The 19,199-nt window shown below is 60.5% G+C and carries 18 protein-coding genes and 1 tRNA gene; 14 read left to right on the top strand and 5 right to left on the bottom strand.

Features of this window, described 5'->3' with window-relative positions; translation table 11 throughout:
* The first annotated feature begins 74 nt into the window (after window positions 1-74).
* Window positions 75-2,687: a YhgE/Pip domain-containing protein gene (locus tag IRY30_RS07950; RefSeq protein WP_323741515.1), complete on the top strand. Its 2,613-nt coding sequence runs from the start codon at window positions 75-77 to the stop codon at window positions 2,685-2,687.
* Window positions 2,684-5,107: a YhgE/Pip domain-containing protein gene (locus IRY30_RS07945; RefSeq protein ID WP_194556873.1), complete on the top strand. Its 2,424-nt coding sequence runs from the start codon at window positions 2,684-2,686 to the stop codon at window positions 5,105-5,107. Before IRY30_RS07950 ends, IRY30_RS07945 begins: the two co-directional genes overlap by 4 nt.
* 14 nt (window positions 5,108-5,121) lie before the next feature.
* Here the strand turns inward: IRY30_RS07945 and IRY30_RS07940 are convergent, their stop codons facing one another.
* Entirely contained in the window at window positions 5,122-7,170 is a 2,049-nt protein-coding gene (locus IRY30_RS07940) for an ATP-dependent DNA helicase (protein WP_309824591.1), read from the bottom strand.
* 31 nt (window positions 7,171-7,201) lie between these two features.
* Window positions 7,202-8,545, bottom strand: coding sequence for a nicotinate phosphoribosyltransferase (locus IRY30_RS07935; RefSeq protein WP_309824593.1), 1,344 nt, complete (start codon window positions 8,543-8,545; stop codon window positions 7,202-7,204).
* Between the two features lie 69 nt (window positions 8,546-8,614).
* On the opposite strand from IRY30_RS07935, the gene clpS reads away from it, so the two are divergent.
* From clpS to IRY30_RS07890, 9 genes are all read left to right on the top strand, one after another.
* Entirely contained in the window at window positions 8,615-8,920 is a 306-nt protein-coding gene (gene clpS / locus IRY30_RS07930) for an ATP-dependent Clp protease adapter ClpS (protein WP_194556871.1), read from the top strand.
* Window positions 8,921-8,923: 3 nt separating this feature from the next.
* Window positions 8,924-9,535, top strand: a complete 612-nt coding sequence (locus IRY30_RS07925) for a DUF2017 domain-containing protein (protein WP_194556870.1) — start codon at window positions 8,924-8,926, stop codon at window positions 9,533-9,535.
* Entirely contained in the window at window positions 9,525-10,658 is a 1,134-nt protein-coding gene (locus IRY30_RS07920) for a P1 family peptidase (RefSeq protein ID WP_194556869.1), read from the top strand. Before IRY30_RS07925 ends, IRY30_RS07920 begins: the two co-directional genes overlap by 11 nt.
* A complete protein-coding gene (locus IRY30_RS07915; RefSeq protein ID WP_194556868.1) occupies window positions 10,645-11,316 on the top strand; it encodes a rhomboid family intramembrane serine protease in 672 nt (223 codons plus the stop codon). The genes IRY30_RS07920 and IRY30_RS07915 overlap by 14 nt, the downstream gene beginning before the upstream one ends.
* On the top strand, window positions 11,279-12,160 hold the full coding sequence (gene murI / locus IRY30_RS07910) for a glutamate racemase (RefSeq protein ID WP_374708532.1): 882 nt from the start codon (window positions 11,279-11,281) through the stop codon (window positions 12,158-12,160). Before IRY30_RS07915 ends, murI begins: the two co-directional genes overlap by 38 nt.
* Window positions 12,161-12,215: 55 nt before the next feature.
* Window positions 12,216-13,013, top strand: coding sequence for an MBL fold metallo-hydrolase (locus IRY30_RS07905; protein WP_194556867.1), 798 nt, complete (start codon window positions 12,216-12,218; stop codon window positions 13,011-13,013).
* Between the two features lie 84 nt (window positions 13,014-13,097).
* Window positions 13,098-13,844 (top strand): ribonuclease PH, encoded by a 747-nt coding sequence (gene rph, locus IRY30_RS07900; RefSeq protein ID WP_194556866.1) that lies wholly within the window; start codon window positions 13,098-13,100, stop codon window positions 13,842-13,844.
* On the top strand, window positions 13,845-14,486 hold the full coding sequence (locus IRY30_RS07895) for a non-canonical purine NTP pyrophosphatase (RefSeq protein WP_194556865.1): 642 nt from the start codon (window positions 13,845-13,847) through the stop codon (window positions 14,484-14,486). It abuts the gene before it with no gap.
* A 156-nt stretch (window positions 14,487-14,642) separates the two neighbouring features.
* The gene (locus IRY30_RS07890; protein ID WP_194556989.1) at window positions 14,643-16,022 is read left to right on the top strand and encodes an amidohydrolase; all 1,380 of its coding nucleotides are present in this window, start codon (window positions 14,643-14,645) and stop codon (window positions 16,020-16,022) included.
* Here IRY30_RS07890 and IRY30_RS07885 read toward each other — a convergent pair.
* The gene (locus IRY30_RS07885) at window positions 16,019-16,411 is read right to left on the bottom strand and encodes a DUF3817 domain-containing protein (protein WP_194556864.1); all 393 of its coding nucleotides are present in this window, start codon (window positions 16,409-16,411) and stop codon (window positions 16,019-16,021) included. The two genes, IRY30_RS07890 and IRY30_RS07885, sit on opposite strands and share 4 nt — an antisense overlap.
* A 65-nt stretch (window positions 16,412-16,476) precedes the next feature.
* On the bottom strand, window positions 16,477-16,947 hold the full coding sequence (locus tag IRY30_RS07880; protein ID WP_374708533.1) for a hypothetical protein: 471 nt from the start codon (window positions 16,945-16,947) through the stop codon (window positions 16,477-16,479).
* Between the two features lie 71 nt (window positions 16,948-17,018).
* Here IRY30_RS07880 and IRY30_RS07875 point away from each other — a divergent pair.
* Together IRY30_RS07875 and IRY30_RS07870 are read left to right on the top strand one after the other, a co-directional pair.
* Window positions 17,019-17,100, top strand: a tRNA-Leu gene (locus tag IRY30_RS07875).
* Window positions 17,101-17,180: 80 nt separating this feature from the next.
* Window positions 17,181-18,233 (top strand): HtaA domain-containing protein, encoded by a 1,053-nt coding sequence (locus tag IRY30_RS07870; protein ID WP_194556863.1) that lies wholly within the window; start codon window positions 17,181-17,183, stop codon window positions 18,231-18,233.
* 6 nt (window positions 18,234-18,239) lie between these two features.
* Here the strand turns inward: IRY30_RS07870 and bcp are convergent, their stop codons facing one another.
* Entirely contained in the window at window positions 18,240-18,746 is a 507-nt protein-coding gene (gene bcp / locus IRY30_RS07865; protein WP_194556862.1) for a thioredoxin-dependent thiol peroxidase, read from the bottom strand.
* Window positions 18,747-18,920: 174 nt separating this feature from the next.
* Between bcp and IRY30_RS07860 the strand changes: the two genes are divergently transcribed.
* On the top strand, window positions 18,921-19,199 hold the full coding sequence (locus IRY30_RS07860) for a DUF3618 domain-containing protein (protein ID WP_194556861.1): 279 nt from the start codon (window positions 18,921-18,923) through the stop codon (window positions 19,197-19,199).

Here is a 19,199-nt window from a genome sequence, read left to right as displayed (position 1 = left end):
GGTTACTGAGAACGGAAACTGGGAATTCTTAAGTTTGCCGGAGGGGGCAACCGCAGGTGCTAGCATGATCCCTTGTGAAAGCAACGTGGACCGTGTTTGTGAGGGACATAGCCCGCCTGTTACGGGTGCCCCAAGTGTGGGTAATCGTGATTGGCGTGATGTTTACCCCGGCTTTGTACTCCTGGTTTAACGTTGCAGCGTTCTGGGATCCTTACGGGAATGTGCAAAATATTCGGGTGGCTGTGGTTAATGAGGACCGGGGGGACAGTTCTGATCTCACCGGCCCGCTTGATGTCGGCGGTCAATTGGTGGACAGGCTGAAGGAAAACCAGCAACTGGGCTGGACCTTCATGGATGCCGATCAAGCTGATGAGGCGGTGAGGAAGGGAGACGTTTACGCGTCCATTACGGTTCCTCCCACGTTCACCGGGGACATCCTGGGCATTTTCGAAGGCAGTTACACGCAGCCGGAGCTGATCTACCGGGTCAATGAGAAGGACTCCGCGATTTCGCCGAAGATCACGGATAAGGGCGCGACCAGCTTGGATACCGTCATCAACTCGGTGGTCAAAGAAAAGGTGGCCGATGCTGTCACCAAGGAACTGAAGAAGCAAGGTGGCCGCCTGGAAGATCGCTTGGGATCTGCCCAAAACAATGCTGTCAATGCCTTCGACGAGACCTCCCGCACGCTGGATAACGCCAGCAATGAGCTGGCCACCACGCAGCAGCGGATCACGGACGCGGACCCTAGCATTACCGCAGCTCAAGACACGCTGCGCTCGGTCGATACTTCTCTGGGCACGGCGCAACAATCTTTGTCTCAAGTCCAATCGATCATGACCGATGTGCAGGGTCAGATCACCACCTTCGCTACAGAAACCTCCGGTGCGTTCGTTGATGGAACGGGCGCACTCGCCGAAGGAACCTCCTCCGCGAACGCGGCGGTGGCAACCGTGACCGGCGAGCTGGAGCGTGCGAACTCCACCGTGGGAACTGCCCGACGCGATGCTTCGGATGCCCTCCGCCAGGGCGAGCAGACCGTGAATCAGCTTCAGGGATTGCTGGGAGGGGCAGCACTTGCCCCGGGAGTTGCCCAGCCATTGCAGGATGCGCTCAACGGGTTGCAGTCCCGCAACGCGCAAAACCGGGATATTCTCAATGACCTCGATGCGCTGCAGAACAACACCTCGCAATCGCTCAATGACTTGGCCGGCGCGGGCGATGCGCTCGAACAGGCCACCGGGCAGGCAAACAATTCTGCGCAAGCCCTGCACAAGGCAACGTCGGAAACCCTGCCCAAGGTCCAGGCCGCGATCAACAGGTTGAACAACACTGCCGGAAACTTTTCCGGGGCCATCGGTGCCACTCGCACCCAAATCGGCAGTTCCATCGAACTCTTGGACGGGGTGCGAGCCCAGCTCAAGAAGACCAACGAAGTGCTCGATAACTTCGAGAACGAACTCCGGGGAACCGCTGATGGGCTCAACACGGCACGCCTCGACGTGGCCGCGCTGAAGTTCGCGGATGACGGCAGCCTGCTTGATACCGTCACCGAGCTTGATTCCGTGGGTATTTCCCGTTTCTTGGCGACGCCAGCCGAGGTCACCAGCCATGCGGTCTACCCCGTAAGCAGTTATGGATCGGGTATGGCAGCGCTGTTCACTAACCTGTCGCTGTGGATCGGTGCCTTCATGCTGATGATCATCTTCCGCACAGAGGTGGATAAAGAGGGTCTCAAGAAGCTCTCTGTTGGCCAGGCCTTCCGTGGTCGATTGGCGCTGTTGACCGTGTTCGCGCTGGGTCAGGCCATCATCGTGTCCATCGGTAACCTCATCATCGGTGTGCAGACTGTGAACCCAGTTGTCTTCATTGCCACATCCGCGTTCATTGGTGTGTGTTATCTGACGATTGTCTACAGTCTGATCGCCACGTGGGGCCACCTGGGACGCGGCATAGTCGTGGTGCTGGCGTTCTTGCAGGTCTCAGGCGCCTCGGGTCTGTACCCGATTGAGATGACTCCGGATTTCTTCCAGCTCATTCACCCACTGCTGCCCATTACCTATGGTGTGGATGCACTGCGCGAAACCATCGGTGGTTTCTACGGCAACTTCTACGTGAGGTCCCTGGGTATTCTGGCGCTCATGGCGTTTGTTGCCTATCTGGTGGGCGTATTGCTCAAGCGCGGTCTGGCCAACGTCATGCGGCTGGTCAACGATCAACTGGAGAAGGGCGGGCTCATCGTCAGCGATCGCGTGGAAGTCGTGGGACATGGCTACCGCTTGCGCGATGTGCTCTTTGCCGTGCGTGACCAGGATGCGTTCCGCTACTCGATCGACGAGCGGTGGAAGACAATGCGAACCAACTACTCATTCCTGCTTCGCCTCACCGCGGTTGCCGGTATCGCCGGAGCTGTCTTGATTGCCGGCCTCGCACAATTGCTGGAGGATCAAAGCACCTTGCTCTTCGGCGTGCTGTGCCTGTGGTTACTGGCAGTCGTGACTTTCGTGGCTGGTCTGGAGTACGTCAAGCAGAGCTACCTTCACGCGCACACACTCTCCGAGTTGTCCTCGAGTGAACTGCGCGAGGAGTTGTCCTCCAGGGTGCCCGCCGGTGCATCTCCGCATAAGCCCTCCGATCTGGAATCCAATGTGGATTCGAAAACTGATAGCCAAGGTGACCCATCATGATGAGCGCGCGAAAGGTTTTCACACGGGACATCTGGGCAATTCGACGCAGTGTCATGACGGCACTGGTGGTCTGCGGGTTGGTTGTCATCCCGATGTTCTTCTCTGTCTTTAACGTCCTCGCCAGCTGGGATCCATTTTCCCGCACGAATGAGCTGAAAATTGCCGTGGCCAGCACGGATGAGGGCTATAAGAGTGACCTGGCCGCTATGGACATCAATATTGGTGATCAGGTCCTGGCTCAGCTCAGCCGTAACCATCAGATCGATTGGATCATCACCAGCGAGGATGAGGCCATCGAGGGCACCAAGTCGGGTGAGTACTACGCCTCCATCGTCCTGCCGGAAAACTTCAGCAAGTCTCTGCTGAGTTTCTATGTGACCGGTACGAAGCCCACGGAGCTCGAGCTCTATACGAACCAGAAGAAGAATGCCCTCTCAACTGTCATTACTTCCCAGGGTGCGGATGGCGTGATCAACCAGATCAATGCCAACTTCACCCAAACCGTGAGTTCGGTGGGCATTGGGGTGGTGTCCTCGCTCGACGATTACCTGAACGAGTCGGACACCCAAGCTTCCGTTGCGCGGATCCAGTCCCGAGTGGATAACGTGAGCCTCCGCTTGCACTCCGGTGCGCAAACGGTGCGATCTTTCGCAGATCTCCTGGATACCACCCGGCCCCTGGTGAACAGTGCGGGTGATATCGCGCGTGCAGCAGGCGCGCAGTTCGATGATCCCAACTCGAGCATCGGCGGCGCGACGGGTGACGCGTCCGGCCTGGAGACAACCCTCGGAGGTGCCTCCGGCTCGGTTGATGCCTCTCTGAACGCGACCGCAGCCAGCTTTGAGGTGGTTGGTCAACGCTTGGACGCGCTCTTCGCCAACGCGGACAGCTCTGGTGCGTCTGTCGCAGATACTTTTGATTCCATCGCCCAGCGGGTGCAGACGCAGACTGATGGTCTCCAACAGCTGCGCGACACTTTGGATCAGTCCGTGGGGCAGCAGTTACCGGCGCCTGCCAAGGCTGAGCTGGATCGGTCGTTGACCGGACTCGACGCCGCCATCACCCGCAGCACCGATCTGCAGAATCGTCTGCGTCAGACCAGCGCAGATATCCGCGATGGGGGAACGTCTTCCCAGTCTTCCCGCCAAGGCGTGCGGGACGCGATCGATAGGGCGCGCAACGCAGTGGTCAACGCCCGCAGTGCGTACAACAACAACCTTCGCCCGCAGCTCGAGCAGTTGGGCGGCAGCCTCAACGAGCTGGGTAACAACATCGCTACGGTTCGCCAAGACCTGGATTCCGTGAAAACCCAGCTCGGCGATTCCCCCGGATCCCTTGATCAGACACTGTCCAAGGCGCAGACTTCCGCCCGCAATTTGGCGGACAAGCTGGAGGAACAGAGCAAGCGATTCGCGGACCTAGAAAACGAGCTGGCGAACGCCGGCAAAACGGGTGACTTCGCTCGTTTGTCAAAGGTCGTGGGATCAGACCCAGAAGCCTTGGCCTCTCAGCTGGCCACCCCGGTTTCGGTCTCGCGTGAAGCGATTTACCCCGTGGCGAGCTTCGGCGCAGGCATGTTGCCCCTGTACACCACGTTGGCACTGTGGATCGGCGCCTTGCTCACCGCCGTGCTCGTGCGCCCTGAGGTCACCTACAGCAAGCGCCAAATGATGGATGAGGACTCTGAGTTCGGCGAAGATGCTGAACATGAAGACTCTGAGTTGGAAAGTAATCCGTGGGATGAAGAAGACAACGCGAACCTGAGCCACATCGCGACCGACGGCACCAACGAGCATGTGAGCAAGAATTTTGCAGATGAGGATGACGCTGACTCAACGTTTGACGCAGACGATGATGGCTCAGACGATGATGATTCCGACTTCGAGGAGTATTCCGATGCTGACGAGCCCGCGTTCTCGCCGGCTCAGAGTTACTTCGGGCGCTACGGGATCTTCGCGCTGATTGGTGTCATGCAGGCCATCTTGACCGTCGTGGGTTTGCTGGCGTTCGCCCACGCTGGCCCGCAGCATCCATTCCTGTTGTTGCTCACCTGTGTGGTGACGGCCTTGGTCTTCATGCTGATCGTCTACACCCTGGTGCTTTCCTTCGGCAGCGCGGGCAAGGCAATATCCGTGTTCCTGCTGGTTAATCAGATATCCAGTGCGGGCGGAGCATACCCACTGCAGGTGCTGCCGGAATGGTTCCAACGCATCAGTGGATGGCTGCCAGCCACCCATGCGATCAACGCGATGCGTTCCGCGATGGCAGGTATTTACCAAGGCGATCTATGGATTGAGCTGGGGCTGCTCCTGCTCTTCACCATCCCGGCCCTCATCCTGGGTCTGGTGCTGCGCCGCTTCCTCAACAGCTATAACCGCCGAATCAACGAGGGAATGGCCCGCACCAAGATCATGGTTTAGGCGCGCAGAGCTACTTATTTAATCAGCCTGCGCAGAGCTGCCAGTGCTGTCTTCTGGGACGTAGTTTCCCAGAAGTCGGGCATCGAATTCCGCAGGAAGCTGCCGTAGCGAGCGGTAGCCAAACGCTGATCCAGTACCGCGACCATTCCGCGATCATCCACCGAGCGCAACAACCGGCCTGCCCCTTGAGCCAGCAACAATGCTGCATGCGTGGCGGCGACTTCCATGAAGCCATTGCGCCCAGCCTTCGCGGCCGCTTCCTGCCGTGCCTTCATGAGGGGGTCATCCGGGCGAGGGAAAGGGATGCGGTCAATGATCACCAGAGACAAGCTCGGCCCCGGAACGTCCACTCCCTGCCAGAGGCCGAGTGTGCCGAATAAGCACGTGGATTCATCCTCGCGGAACCGCTCCACCAGTGAGGACATGGAATCCTCGCCCTGCAGGAGAATCTTGTGGGGGACCACTCCGCGGAGTTGATCAGCCATTTCCTCGGCAGCGCGCCGGGAAGAAAACAGCCCGAGCGTGCGTCCACCGGCGGCATTGATCAGCTGCGCGGTTTCATCAATGGTCTGGGCGTTGGCACCCTCGCGGCCCGGCTTATCCAGGTGTGAAGCCACGTACAAAATGCCGTGCGTGCGGGCCTCGAAGGGAGTACCCACATCAAGGGTGGTGGCGGTGGATTTCAATCCCCACTGAGCCATCATCCCGGAAAATTTACCGCCCAGGGCTAGGGTCGCGGATGTCAAAATGACCGTCGATTGGGAAAACAGGCGCTGGCGCAGTAGGTCGGCCACGCTCAGCGGAGCCACGAAGATCTGCTTACGCTTGAGCTCCGAAGACAACCACACCACGTCTTCGCCCAGCAGATCAGAGGCCTTTTCAGCGGCATCGGGTGCGGAGGCCTCGAGCACTCGCTGCACGGTATCGTGCAGCTCCTCGGTGGCCGCGAGGATCGCCTGACGCTCTGCGGCCTGCGTGGGGTCGTTGCTAAATTCACCAGGCGGAATGCCGTTAATCATGCGGTTGGCCTTCCACGCGGCGTCGCGCAACGCGGCCAGTGAAACGTCTAATCCGATGGGAACTTCAGTCCACCGGCCGATGATGGAATCCGGAGAACCCGCACGGCCAGAAGCGGCGATGGCAGAATCCAGCGCCTTGTTCCACGCATCTCCGGCATCTTCGAGTTCAGCGCCCGCATCCTTGCCGCTCTCGCCACCCTTGGGGGCCAGTTTCTCCACTCGCTTGGCCAGGATCGCCACGGCCATGGGGGAGAGCTCGGCGGTGGCAGCGGAGGTTATCCGCGAGACCAGCTCGTGGGCCTCATCGACCACCACCACGTCATGCTCCGGCAGTACAGGCGCATCGGCCATGGCATCGATCGCCAGCAGCGCGTGGTTGGTCACCACGATGTCCGCCTCGCTTGCCTTGGCCCGTGCCAGCTCCGCGAAGCATTGATCCCCATAGGGGCAGCGGGAGGCACCCAGGCACTCGCGAGAATTCACGGAAACCTGTCGCCAGGCCTGATCGCTCACGCCACGGTCCAGGTTGTCCCGATCGCCGTCTTCGGTCTCGGCAGCCCATTCATGCAGCCGCTTGACCTGCGCACCGGTGTGGGAAATCTCCTCCGGGGAGAGCAGCGCCTCCGCATCCGGGTGCACACCGGAGTCACTGTGAGCTTCCTTGGCGCCACCATGAACCTTGTTCAGGCACAGGTAATTGTTCCGCCCCTTGAGGATCGCGGATTCCAGGGGACGCGGCAATTCTTTTTTCAGGGACTCCGCCAGCCGCGGCAGATCCCGCTCCACCAGCTGTCGCTGCAGCGCAATGGTCGCGGTGGAGATGATTACGGGAAGATCCGCGTCCATCGCCTGCTGCACTGCTGGCACCAGGTAGGCCAGGGATTTACCCGTGCCGGTGCCCGCTTGCACGGCCAGGTGCTCCTGATCGCTCATGGCTTGATGCACCGCATCTGCCATCCGCTGTTGCCCCTCGCGAGGGCTGCCACCCAGCGATTCGACCGCCACCTGGAGGAGCTTTTGCGTACTGGTTTGTTGAGATGTCACTCGTGAATCAGTTTTCCTGGGTAGACGTGCTTTAAGGTGCGGTGATGTGACGAACGCTCAAGGCGGGTTCGTCTCGGGTGAGAGCCAGGCCCTCCCACGGCAGCGTGACCAGCTGATCCGCCAAATACTGGCGGGATTCTTCCAAGGTGGGCTGAGGCTCCACCAGCTCGCCGTCGCGTATCAGGGAGTTGGTCAATGGGGTGGTGGTAAAGCCGTTCGACGCCGGCTCTTCCCCGCCAAACGGGTATGTCACTTCTTCAACTGCGGTTCCCGTGGAGCGGCAGAAACGCACGGTTGCCTTCGCACCACCCTTGGACGCCTTGCCGCGAGCTCGCTTGGCTACGGGGTGTCCCTCGACCTCCACGAGCTTGTACACCAGTCCAGCGGTGGGGGCATCGGAGCCCGTCACCACGGACGTGCCCACGCCAAACACGTCCACGGGCTCGGAGCGCAGGGCGGCAATGGCGAATTCATCGAGGTCGCTAGAGACCACGATCTTGGTCTCGGTGGCGCCGAGGCCATCCAGCTGTGCGCGCACTTCCCGGGTGAGCACACCGAGATCGCCGGAATCGATACGCACGCCACCCAGCTTCGGGCCGGCCACGGCCACGGCATTGTCCACGCCCTGGGTGATGTCAAAAGTGTCCACCAGCAGGGTCGTGTCCACTCCAAGGGCATCGATCTGCGCCTGGAAAGCAGCCTTCTCATCGGGCTGGCCGTTCTCGTCCACATGCAGGAGAGTCCACGCGTGCGCCGCGGTACCGGAGGCAGGGATACCGTAGCGGCGGGATGCCTCGAGGTTGGAGGTGGCGTCGAATCCGGCCAGATAGGCCGCACGGGCCGCAGTGACCGCGGCATACTCGTGCGTCCGGCGGGAGCCCATCTCGATGATCGGCCGGCCAGCGGCAGCGGTGACCATACGCGCGGCGGCGGAGGCCACGGCGGAATCGGCGTTCAGGATAGAAAGAATCACCGTTTCCAGGATCACGCACTCCGCGAATGTGCCGCGAACAGTGAGGATGGGGGAATTGGGGAAGTACAGCTCACCCTCGCGGAAGCCATCGATGTGCCCGCTAAAACGGTAGTTACGCAGGTACTCCAGCGTGCGCTCGTGGAGGAAATCCAGATCTTCCAGCTGCTCTTCGGTAAAGACAAAGTCCCGCACTGCCGCCAGCACGCGCGCGGTTCCGGCTACCACGCCATAACGGCGTTCATTGGGGAGGCGACGGGTGAACACCTCAAAGGCGCATTCGCGGTGAGCCGAGCCATCCTGCAGCGCTGCTTCCAGCATCGTGAGCTCGTACTTGTCCGTGAGGAGAGCAGAGGAGCGCACAGAGGTGATGTCGGTGAGTTTGGGAGAGTCATTGTGAGTCACCTCCATTACTCTAGCCAACCGGGTTCGCCATGGGGGCACTACTGCGCACGCGGCGGTAAGGTGTGGGGCATGACGTCTCCAGCAGCGCCTATGGCAACACCAGTAGAGGAAAAGGTTCCGGACACCCTCGCGGAAGCCAACCTGCCGTGGTTGTGCATCTGCTGGGATGACCCCGTGAACCTCATGAGCTATGTCACCTATGTCTTCCAAACCACCTTGGGCTACTCGCGCAAGAAGGCCACAGAATTGATGATGCAGGTGCACAACGAGGGCAAAGCCGTGGTCAGCTCCGGTGAGCGGGACAAAGTGGAAGCAGATGTGAAAAAGCTCCACACAGCTGGCCTGTGGGCCACCCTGCAGCGATCGGACGGATAAATCATGGATGCATGGTCAAAGAAAAAGGGGATGATGCGCGGCACCCGCTTCATCACTCGCCTGGATCCGATGGAGCGGGAAATGCTCGGGGAAAGTGCCTCCACCATTGCGGATGCACTGATGGAGCGGGTGCGCACCGCGCCCAAGGATGAGCTCGCGGAGATGACGGGCATGACATCCGGGCACGCGAAGGCGCCGGAGAATGCTGCCCTGGCTCGTTTGCTGCCCAGCTTCTTCAAGGAGGGGCAGGAAGAAGTTGAAGGCGACGCCGCCCTGATGCGCCAGCTCAATGAGACGGACATCATTCGTAATAAACTGCTCAGCCTGCGCATCGTGGCGGACACGCTGGGTCCCGATGGTTCCGTGAACATCTCACTTTCGGAATCCGAAGCGCGACTGTGGACCAATGCCCTGACGGATATCCGCAACTATCACCACCAGCAGTTGCAGGAGTTCATTCTGCGCTATGGCGAAGAAGATCAGCGCTGCATTGCCGCGCAGCAGTACATGGACTGGCTGGGCGGGCACTTGGATTCTCTGCTCTTCGCGATGATGGGCGATCTGGACATCGATGAAGACCTCCGCGACGGCAATGGGATTCACGATGACGATTGATCTCTTCGGCGGCGCGCCGGGCCCCACAAACTCTTTGATGGATGTGCCCGGGTTGGGGCTGGGGCACGCCATTTGTGATGGGGGCGCAGGAGATTCCGGAGTCACCGTGGTGGTGGTTCCCGAAGGTGCCGTGGCCAGCGTGGATGTGCGCGGTGGCGGTCCCGGGACGCGGGAGACGGATCTGCTCTCCCCGGAGAACACTGTGGGTGCCATCCATGCGCTGGCTCTGTGCGGAGGTTCGGCCTTCGGGCTGAGCGCCACCTCTGGAGTGATGCGGGAATTGGAAACCCAGGGTTATGGATTCCCCGTGCTTGGCCCAGTGGACATGGACAAGCGGGTGCCGATCGTGCCCGGCGCGGTGATTTTCGATCTCTTGCTGGGTGAATGGACATCCCGGCCAGATGAACAAACCGGTGCGGAAGCCGCCCGGCGAGCGCTGGAAGCGTGGAAAACTCGAGATGCAGACACGGCCCAGGGCAACGTAGGCGTGGGTCTAGGTGCGGCAGCAGGCGCGCTCAAGGGCGGGTTCGGCCAGGCCAGCTATGTTTTCCCGGAACGCACGCCACTGGGGGGAATCTGCGTTAGTGCCGCAGTGGCAGTGAACCCGCAAGGCGCGGTGTTCAACCCCAGCAGCGGCATGTTGTGGGGCGCGGAGGCGGAACTCGGCGCGGAATTCAGCGGGGGAGAATCAGCCAACGCTTCGGGGGAGGGGCTGGTTGGCTTCGAGGTGGCGTCGGAAAAAATTGAAGAATTGGCCGGGATGAACGTGCTGGGCACCAAGATCCTGCCCGAGATGCTGAGTGTGCCACAGCTCAACACCACGATTGGGGTGGTGGCTACCGATGCGCCGATGAATAAGGCGCAGGCGAAGCGGCTGGCGATGGCGTCGCACGATGGGCTGAGCCGGGCCATCCGACCTGCGCACATGCCGATGGATGGAGACACGCTGTTTGCACTGTCCACGGCGCGCGAGGCGAAGGAAACCGGCCCGGTGGAAATGAGCATGCTGAGCGCGGCTGGAGCGAACTGCGTGGAGAGGGCGATCGTGCACGCGGTGTTGAACGCGCAGACTGCATACGGGACGCGATCGTGGAAGGACGTCACCGGATATGAGCGGGAATAACTTGGGCCGTCCCGTGCCGCAGAGGCGGACCCGCACGTGGCCCGTGAAGCACGAGCGCAATCAGTTCTTCCGCGCCGGGCTCAGCGTGATCTGGTTTCTCGCCATCATTTGGGTGGTGCATATCGTCAACGCGCTGAGTGCGTATCGGCTGACTAGTTTTGGAATCCACCCGCGGGATGTGGACACCCTGTGGGGCATTCTGAGCGCGCCGTTCATCCACGTGAACTACGCGCACCTGCTGGCCAACACCTCAGCGGGAGCGGTGATCCTGTTCCTGCTGGCTATATCCGGGCGGCGGGAGCTGTGGTTCAGCTCCGCGATGATTGTGCTGGTCGGCGGACTGGGCGTGTGGATTTTCGGGAATCCGTACACCGTGGTGGTGGGCGCCTCCGGGTTGATCTACGGTTGGCTCACCTATTTGGTGGCGCGTGGATTCTTCACTCGGCAACCGATGCAGATTGCGCTCGGGGTGATCGTGGGCATCACCTATGCGGGCATGATCTGGGGGATATTGCCCGGGGATCAGGGCGTGAGCTGGCAGGGACACCTGTTCGGCGCGCTGGGTGGAGTGATCGCCGCATGGCTCAGCGTGATCATGGGAAAGTTGACTCCAACGGCCAATGCCAAGGCACGAAAGGGGATTGCGAGTGCACGCTGACATGGCGGAAGAAACCTTCGATAACGCTCCCATCGGCGTATTTGATTCCGGTGTGGGTGGGTTGACGGTGGCGCGCACCATCGTTGACCAGCTGCCGCACGAATCCATCATTTACGTGGGGGATACGGCGCACTCGCCCTATGGGGATAAGCCGCTGGAGCAGGTGCGGGAGTTTTCGCAGGCCATCGCCGATGACTTGGTGGCCAGGGGCTGCAAGATGATCGTGATTGCATGCAATTCTGCCTCTGCGGCCTTCGCCGCGGAAGCTGAGCAGCGCTATGACGTGCCCGTGATTCCGGTGATCCTCCCCGCGGTGAAGCGAGCTGTGGCCACCACCCGCAATGGCAAAGTGGGTGTGATTGGCACTACCGCCACGGTGGAATCCGGGGAGTACCTGCGTACTTTCCAGAGCCACACGGAGCCGGAGAATATCCGCGACGTGGAGGTCTTCTCCGAGGCGTGCCCGCTGTTCGTGCCCTTCGTGGAACGCGGGATCACCACCGGCCGGCAGATTTTGGGTCTCACGGAGAACTACCTGGAACCGCTCAAGGCCGCAGACGTGGACACCGTGGTGCTGGGATGCACGCACTACCCGCTGCTTTCCGGAGTGGTGCAGTTGGTGATGGGCCCAGAGGTGACGCTGGTGTCCAGCGCGGAGGAAACGGCCAAAACGGTGTATCGGACGCTCAGTGAGACAGGAAAACTGGCCGATACCGACCCTGTGCGCGAAGTCTCTTTAAGCTTTGAATCCACCGGGGATCCCGCCCGTTTTGCGGCCCTGGCCACGCGTTTCTTGGGTCCAGCGATCACTTCTGTGAGTCATATTCCTGAGGCGCTGCGCTAGTTTTCCCACAGGTGTGGTGGCTGTTTCTATGAGTTTCGTGTGACAATGACATTCTATGGAAATTATTGTGTTGGGCTGCTCAGGCAGCGTGGCGGGTCCGGATGCTCCGGCGTCTGGTTATTTCCTCCGCGATAAGCAGCAGGAGAGCATCCTGCTGGATATCGGCCCGGGAGTGTTGGCACAAATGCAGCGCACCGAGGGCGTGGAGCCTTCCGAGTGCCACGTGGTGTTCTCTCACATGCACGCCGATCATTGCCTGGATTTTCCATCTTTGCTGGTCTGGCGCCGTTTCCACCCCACCTGTGCCGCCACGCGCACTCACACTTTGCTGGGCCCAGCCATCGCGCAGGAGCACTTGGCTCACGCTTCCGGCGATTACCCTGATGACCCCGATGATTTCTCGGACACCTTTGAGGTTCGCGTCCATGAGACGGGTTCTGGTGATTTTGACGCCAACTCCTGGCCACACCACAAGATCGGGAACTTCCAAGTATTTGCCGCGCCTGCGCTGCACCCCACGGAGGCATATCTCACGCGAATTCACGATGCCGAGGGCCGCAGCCTGGTCTATTCGGGAGACACCGCAGACGCGGAGGCCCTAGGGAAGTTCGCCAGGGGAGCGGATGTGTTGCTGTGCGAGGCCGCGTGGGGTGCAAGTTCCGCGGGTAAGCCCGAAGGTATGCACCTCTCCGGGGATCTGGCGGGACGCGCCGCTGCCCTGGCTGGGGTGAAGAAGCTGGTGCTGACGCATATCCCGCCATGGGGTGATAAGGATCAGACGCTGCAAGCAGCGCAGCGCGAGTTCGCCGGGGAGATCGTGTTGGCGCACCCCGGCATGGTGCTGAACTTCTAACAGCGCTGTCTAATCCGACAGCCTCGTCTCATCCGAGCAAGCGCTGAACCGGGACTGTCCTGCCCGCCTTGTAAGGTGGCAGGCATGGCTATTGAATCGACCTTTACCCGCGCGGACGGCCGCGCCACAGACGAACTGCGCCCAATCCGCATCACCCGAGGATTCACCTCCAACCCAGCCGGAAGTGTGCTGGTGGAGTTCGGAAACACCCGCGTCATGTGTACCGCTTCCGTGGAGTTCGGCGTGCCCCGCTTTAAGCGCGATTCCGGTGAAGGCTGGCTCACCGCCGAGTACGCCATGCTGCCTTCCTCTACGCATGAGCGCATGCCACGCGAGTCCATGCGCGGCAAGGTCAAGGGCCGTACCCATGAGATCTCCCGCCTGATTGGCCGCTCTCTGCGCGCGGCAGTGGATCTGCGCCAGCTGGGCGAGAACACCATCGCCATCGACTGCGATGTTCTCCAGGCCGATGGTGGCACCCGCACCGCGGCGATCACCGGTGCCTACGTGGCGCTGGCAGATGCTTTGGCTTTCCTGCAGAGCCAGGGCGTGGTGCCCGGCCAGCCACTGCGCGCACCCGTTGCCGCGGTCTCCGTGGGCTTGATCGATGGCGTGCCTTGCCTGGATCTTCCCTACGAGGAGGATTCTCGCGCCGATGTGGACATGAACGTGGTCATGACAGAAGAAGGCCGCTTCGTGGAAATCCAGGGCACCGGCGAGAACTCCGAGTTCTCCCGCGAGGAGCTGAACGCCCTGTTGGATCTGGCCGAAGGTGGATTGCACCAGCTCATCGACCTGCAAAAGGAAGCGCTGCAGGGGGAGCTGAAGTAAATGCGGGTACTGGTGGCGTCGAGAAATAACAAGAAACTGCGCGAGCTCAACCGCGTGCTGGATGCGGCTGGCGTGACGGGGATCGAGCTGGTGAACCTCAGTGATGTGCCGGAATACCCGGAGACTCTAGAGACGGGCGCGGATTTCGTGGACAACGCGCGCATCAAAACCGCTGATGGGGTGCGCGAAACGGGGCTCGTGACCATCGCGGATGATTCCGGCCTGGCCGTGGATGAACTGCGTGGCATGCCCGGCGTGCTTTCGGCTCGTTGGGCTGGGGCGCATGGGGACGACGCCGCCAATAACCGCCTGCTGCTCGCCCAATTGTCTGACACTCCCGATGAACGCCGGGGAGCGCACTATGTGTCCGTCTGCGTGATGCAGCTGCCGGAGGAATTGGCGGTTACAGCGGGGATGGAGACTGAATACGTGGCGGAGGGTGCGTGGCACGGCACTATTGCGCGGGAGGAGCAGGGAGAGGGTGGCTTTGGCTATGACCCACTGTTCCTGCCTGCTGAAGAGCCAGGGAAATCCGCTGCTGAGCTCAGCCCGGAACGCAAGGATGAGCTATCGCACCGCGGGAAGGCGCTGGCGCAACTCGTGCCGGTATTGCGCAGGCTCAGTACAGTAGGAAGCAATTAAGAATCACCGGTGGAGATTCCGCCGGTAACGCTATGTGAGCCCGTGAAAGGAACGCAGTCCGTGACCGCCGAAGCAGGAGCACGCCCTACTGAAGCTAAGAACATGAGCCCTCGAGGACACTTGACAGCTAGCCCTGCTGAGATTGTCGGAGGGTTCATGGGGCCACTGTTCGGCGGGCGTTCCGATAAGACGCGCGAAGCGGATGGCGGAAACCTCGACCTGGAGTGGCTGGAAGAAACGTACAAAGAGTTTCACCGCGAGCCAGAACTCTCCACCGCAGAGGAGAAGACTGCGGCGCGCATCAAGCGCGAACTGGAGCACTTCAGCGACTGGGCTGTGACCACGGATATCGGCGGTTACGGCATCACTGCAGTGCTGGAAAACGGGGAGGGGCCCACGGTACTTTTCCGCGCGGACTTCGATGGCCTTCCCGTGGCTGAGAAGACCGATGTGGATTACAAGTCCAAGCACTCACAGCTAGATGCTGGTGGGCAGCGCGTTCCCACCATGCACGCGTGTGGACACGATCATCACACCATGTCTCTGCTGGGCGCCATGCGGGTGCTGGACGGCACGCGCGAGCAATGGTCCGGCACCGTGGTGGCTCTGTTCCAGCCGGCAGAGGAAGCGTCCATCGGCGCAAATGGCATGGTCAACGATGGTCTGGGCCGGGTTATTCCTCGGCCCGATGTCTGCTTGGCGCAGCACATCATTGCCGGGCCGGCGGGTCGGGTATTCACCGCGCCGGGTCCCGTAATGGCCAGCTCCACCACCATCGAGATCACCCTGTACGGCCGTGGCGCGCACGCCTCCATGCCACATCGCTCGGTGGATCCCGTGGTGCTGGCAGCGTCCACCGTGATGAAGCTGCAGACCGTGGTGTCCCGCGAGGTTCCCCCGAACCAATTCGCCGTGATCACCGTGGCATCCGTGGAGGCTGGCAAGGCTAATAACGTGATCCCCGATTCCGCGAAGATCTCCCTGAGCTGTCGTTTCTACGATGAAGCCCTGCGTAAGAAGTGCGTGGATTCCATCAAGCGCATCGTGCGTGCCGAGGCCACGTCCATGGGTGCGGAGCGCCCGCCATCGTTCAAGTTCGTGGGCATGCTGAGCGCGCTGAAGAACTCCGAGAACGTGTTCAACACCGTTCGTGAGAACTTCGACGAGACCTTCGGCGAGGAATCCACGGACATGGAGCCATGGTCCGCCTCCGAGGATTTCTCCGCAATCCCCAAAGCCTTCGGCGCTCCCTACATGCTGTGGACCGTGGGCATCACCCCGCGCTGGCAGTGGGATCGGGCGGAGAAGGCTGGCCGCCTGGATATCGATATCCCCACCAACCACAATCCGCTGTTCCTGCCGGATCTCAACACCCTCCCCGTGGGTGTGCGCGCCGCGGCCGTGGGCATCCTCTCCTGCCTGCAGCAGGAATGGGAGCGGCCAGGGGAGGAGCCGGAAGACCGGATCTATTCGCCCACCGTTCCAACGGATGAGGACATCGATGCAGTTGCGGTGGAAATCTCCGGCGCTAACTAGCTGAGCTGGAACTTTTCCTTGACCTCGAGGCGACGCTTGCGCTCAACATAGAAGCTGAGCAGCGGAACGACACCAGCCAGGATTGTGGTGAGCCACTTCGCAGGCTCCCAGCGAGCCTTGGTGCCCAAGTCTAGGCATGCGATGCAGTAAATGATGAAGAACAAGCCGTGAGCTTGTCCAATGAATTGGAACCACGAAGGTGCATCATCGAGGATGAGGTACTTCAGTGACATCTCCACCACCAGCACCAACAGCCAAATACCGGTGATGATGGCGGCGATGGAGTAATACTTCAGGCTCTTGGCCACGCGTGCTTGGCGCGCAGGGTGGAGCTGAGGGTTCACAGCCTGGGAAGTGTGATCGTCTTGAGGGGTCTGAGGAGAAGTCATTCCGGGGGATTCCTTAATGCTTGCGGTGGGTGAGGGGCAGGCTGGCTTTCGGGCAATAGAGATAGCTACTGCTGCGTGCGATGGTTTCTTGCTGCTTGTTTGGCACGGCTTCGGCGGTCATCGGCCTTGGCGTCGGCTTCCAAATCGGTTGGGACACGCTGGCCCGGCAACGCTATGAAATCATCCGGGATTTCGCGCATGGATTCCCGAATTTCCTTGGGCACTGCGGCCATGTCCTCGCCCAGCAAACGCTCGCGCTCATACTGAATGTATTTCCGATACGCAACCACCATAAAGATTCCAAAAATTGGCCATTGCAGGGCGTAGCCGAGGTTCTGAAAATCACCCTGCGCTGAGGTGAAACGGCTCCACTGCCAGTAGGCCAAACCCATGGTGGCGAGTACCGCCAGGATGAGAAAGCAGATCTGGACGATGCGTACCCGCAGTGGGAAGGGCTCAGCATTTTCGGCAGGTGCAGAGGCGGGAACGTGATCCCGCTGGATGTCCTGATTGTCCTGAGGCTGCTGATTACTCACAGTGTTCGAGTCTACCCACCAGCGAGTTGAAGAATCCAACGGATGTGTTGCTAGTATGAGCTTGCAGTTACGCGCCTGTGGCGGAATTGGCAGACGCGCTGGATTTAGGTTCCAGTGTCTTATGACGTGGGAGTTCAAGTCTCCCCAGGCGCACAAAGCAAGGCTTTGAGACAAAGCAGACCCGTGATATTTGTCACGGGTCTTTTTAGGTTTGGCAGACCTAAGATAGAAGTATGAAAACTTCAACAAAAGTCCTAGCCGGGGCGCTAATTGGTCTCGTGACTGTGTCCTATGCCTACTTGAATTCCGGAACCGCGTTGGCCGCTGCCAACGTTCCGGACAACCTGCCGTTCTTCCCGCAGGTAAAGGAAAACACGAAGATCACCGTCACCACCGAGGACGGTCAGCCAGCAGAGGGCATTACCGTGCATCGCGGGGATGTGTTGCTGGTGCACGGCTCGGGCTTTTCTCCGGATGCCAACCGTGGCGGATTCCCACTGCCCATCCCGCCGGGAACCCCCAACGGCGTGTACGTGCTCTACTCAGGTTTTCCCGATAACTGGAAGCCCAGTGAAGGCGCGCCCGGTAGCAACCGAACTCATCCGCATGACCGCATGGCATGGGTGACCCCTCCAAAGACGCTGAACGCCATCCCCACGATGCCAATCGACATGCGCCGCTCCATTGCCCGCGTTTCGCAGCCGATGGATGAGCAGGGAAATTTCACCGCGCGAATCGTGGTGGATCCGCCAGCTGACACTGCAGGTAAGAACTTCGGTGTGTACGTCTATGCCGGCGCAGGTTCCGTGAACCCGGCAGAAGAGCACTATGTGCCCATCAATTATTCGCCGGAGCCAGGGCCAAACACCCCAGCGCCCGCGCAGCCAGATCTGGTGCTGACGGCCGATGCTGTCTACCGCGCCACCAATGCCACCCGCGGTGGCATCAACCCCCGCAACGGTGCGGCGAAGCAACCCGGCAACAAAGTGAGCTTTACCCGGAACACGGATGCGGATGCCGTGGCGATGGATGGAACCAAGCGTTTCAAGGGTTCAATCACCGCCACCGCGAAGTTCAGTTTGGTGGAAGTGACGATGAAGGATCCGTGGGTGGAAAACCGAGATGGCAAGCAGGTGCTCACCGCGATGATCTCCAATGCCTACAACACGGGTCCGGATGAAATGCACCGCGCGGAGATCGGCACCCTCGGGGCTCCGGATGCGGCCGGTGAGCAGAAGCTCTCCAAGGGGCCAATCGGTTTCAGCTCGGTGCGGATTAACGCCTAGGGAGAACTACTTGTCCAGTTCCTTGATGATCCGCGCCACGTGACCCGTGGCCTTCACGTTGTACTTGGCCAGCTCGATATTGCCCTGCTCGTCCACCACAAAAGTGGAGCGGATCACGCCCTGCACCACCTTGCCGTAGTTCTTCTTCTCACCGAATGCGCCATAAGCGGTCATGACGGACTTGTCGGCGTCGGAAAGAAGAGGGAAGGTGAGCTCGTACTTCTCGGTGAACTTCTTCAACGCCTCAGGCTGATCAGGGGAGATGCCCAGCACCTCAACGTCCTGGCCGTTGAGCTCGGTCAGGGAATCGCGAAAATCGCAGGCCTCGGTGGTGCAGCCCGGGGTATCGGCCTTGGGGTAGAAGTACACGATGACCTTCTTGCCCTTGTAATCGCTTAAGGACACGGTGTTCCCATCGGCATTCTGCAGGGAGAACTCCGGAGCCTTCTGCCCTACCTCAAGAGTGGTGGGCTGGGTGGTCTGTTCAGTGTTTTCGGAAGTGTTTTCAGACATGTTTCCGAGTGTACCGAGCCAACCAGTGCCTTTGGGAGGCCTTTCGACGCCGCCATTCGCAACCCCCTAGTGAGCTTCCACCCACCCAATGCACAACCGGTTGCTGCGCATTCCTTTACAATGGTTCGAGTATTAATTTAGACGTCCGCTGTCCTCGTATAAGGGAGAATCCTCATGGCCCGCAGCACCGATGCCATCCAGCGCGATATTGAGCGCACCCGTAACCAGCTAGCCAAGACTTTGGATGAGCTGTCCGTGCGCGTAGCGCCAAAGAACCTGGCTGACGATGCCAAGTCTCAGGCCTTGGGCGCCGTTCAAGAGCCTAAGTTCCAGATGATCGCCGGCGGCGTGGCGTTGGGAGTAGTTACCCTTCTGGCCCTGACTGTTTCCTCCAAGCGCAAGGAGAAGAAGCAGATTAAGGAGATCCAGCGCTTGCTGGCTGCCACCCGCTAG

This window comes from Corynebacterium suicordis DSM 45110 (assembly GCF_015351405.1).
Taxonomy (GTDB): Bacteria; Actinomycetota; Actinomycetes; order Mycobacteriales; family Mycobacteriaceae; genus Corynebacterium; species Corynebacterium suicordis.
The sequence above is the reverse complement of the archived record's forward strand: the minus strand, read 5'-3'. Positions and strand labels throughout refer to the sequence as shown.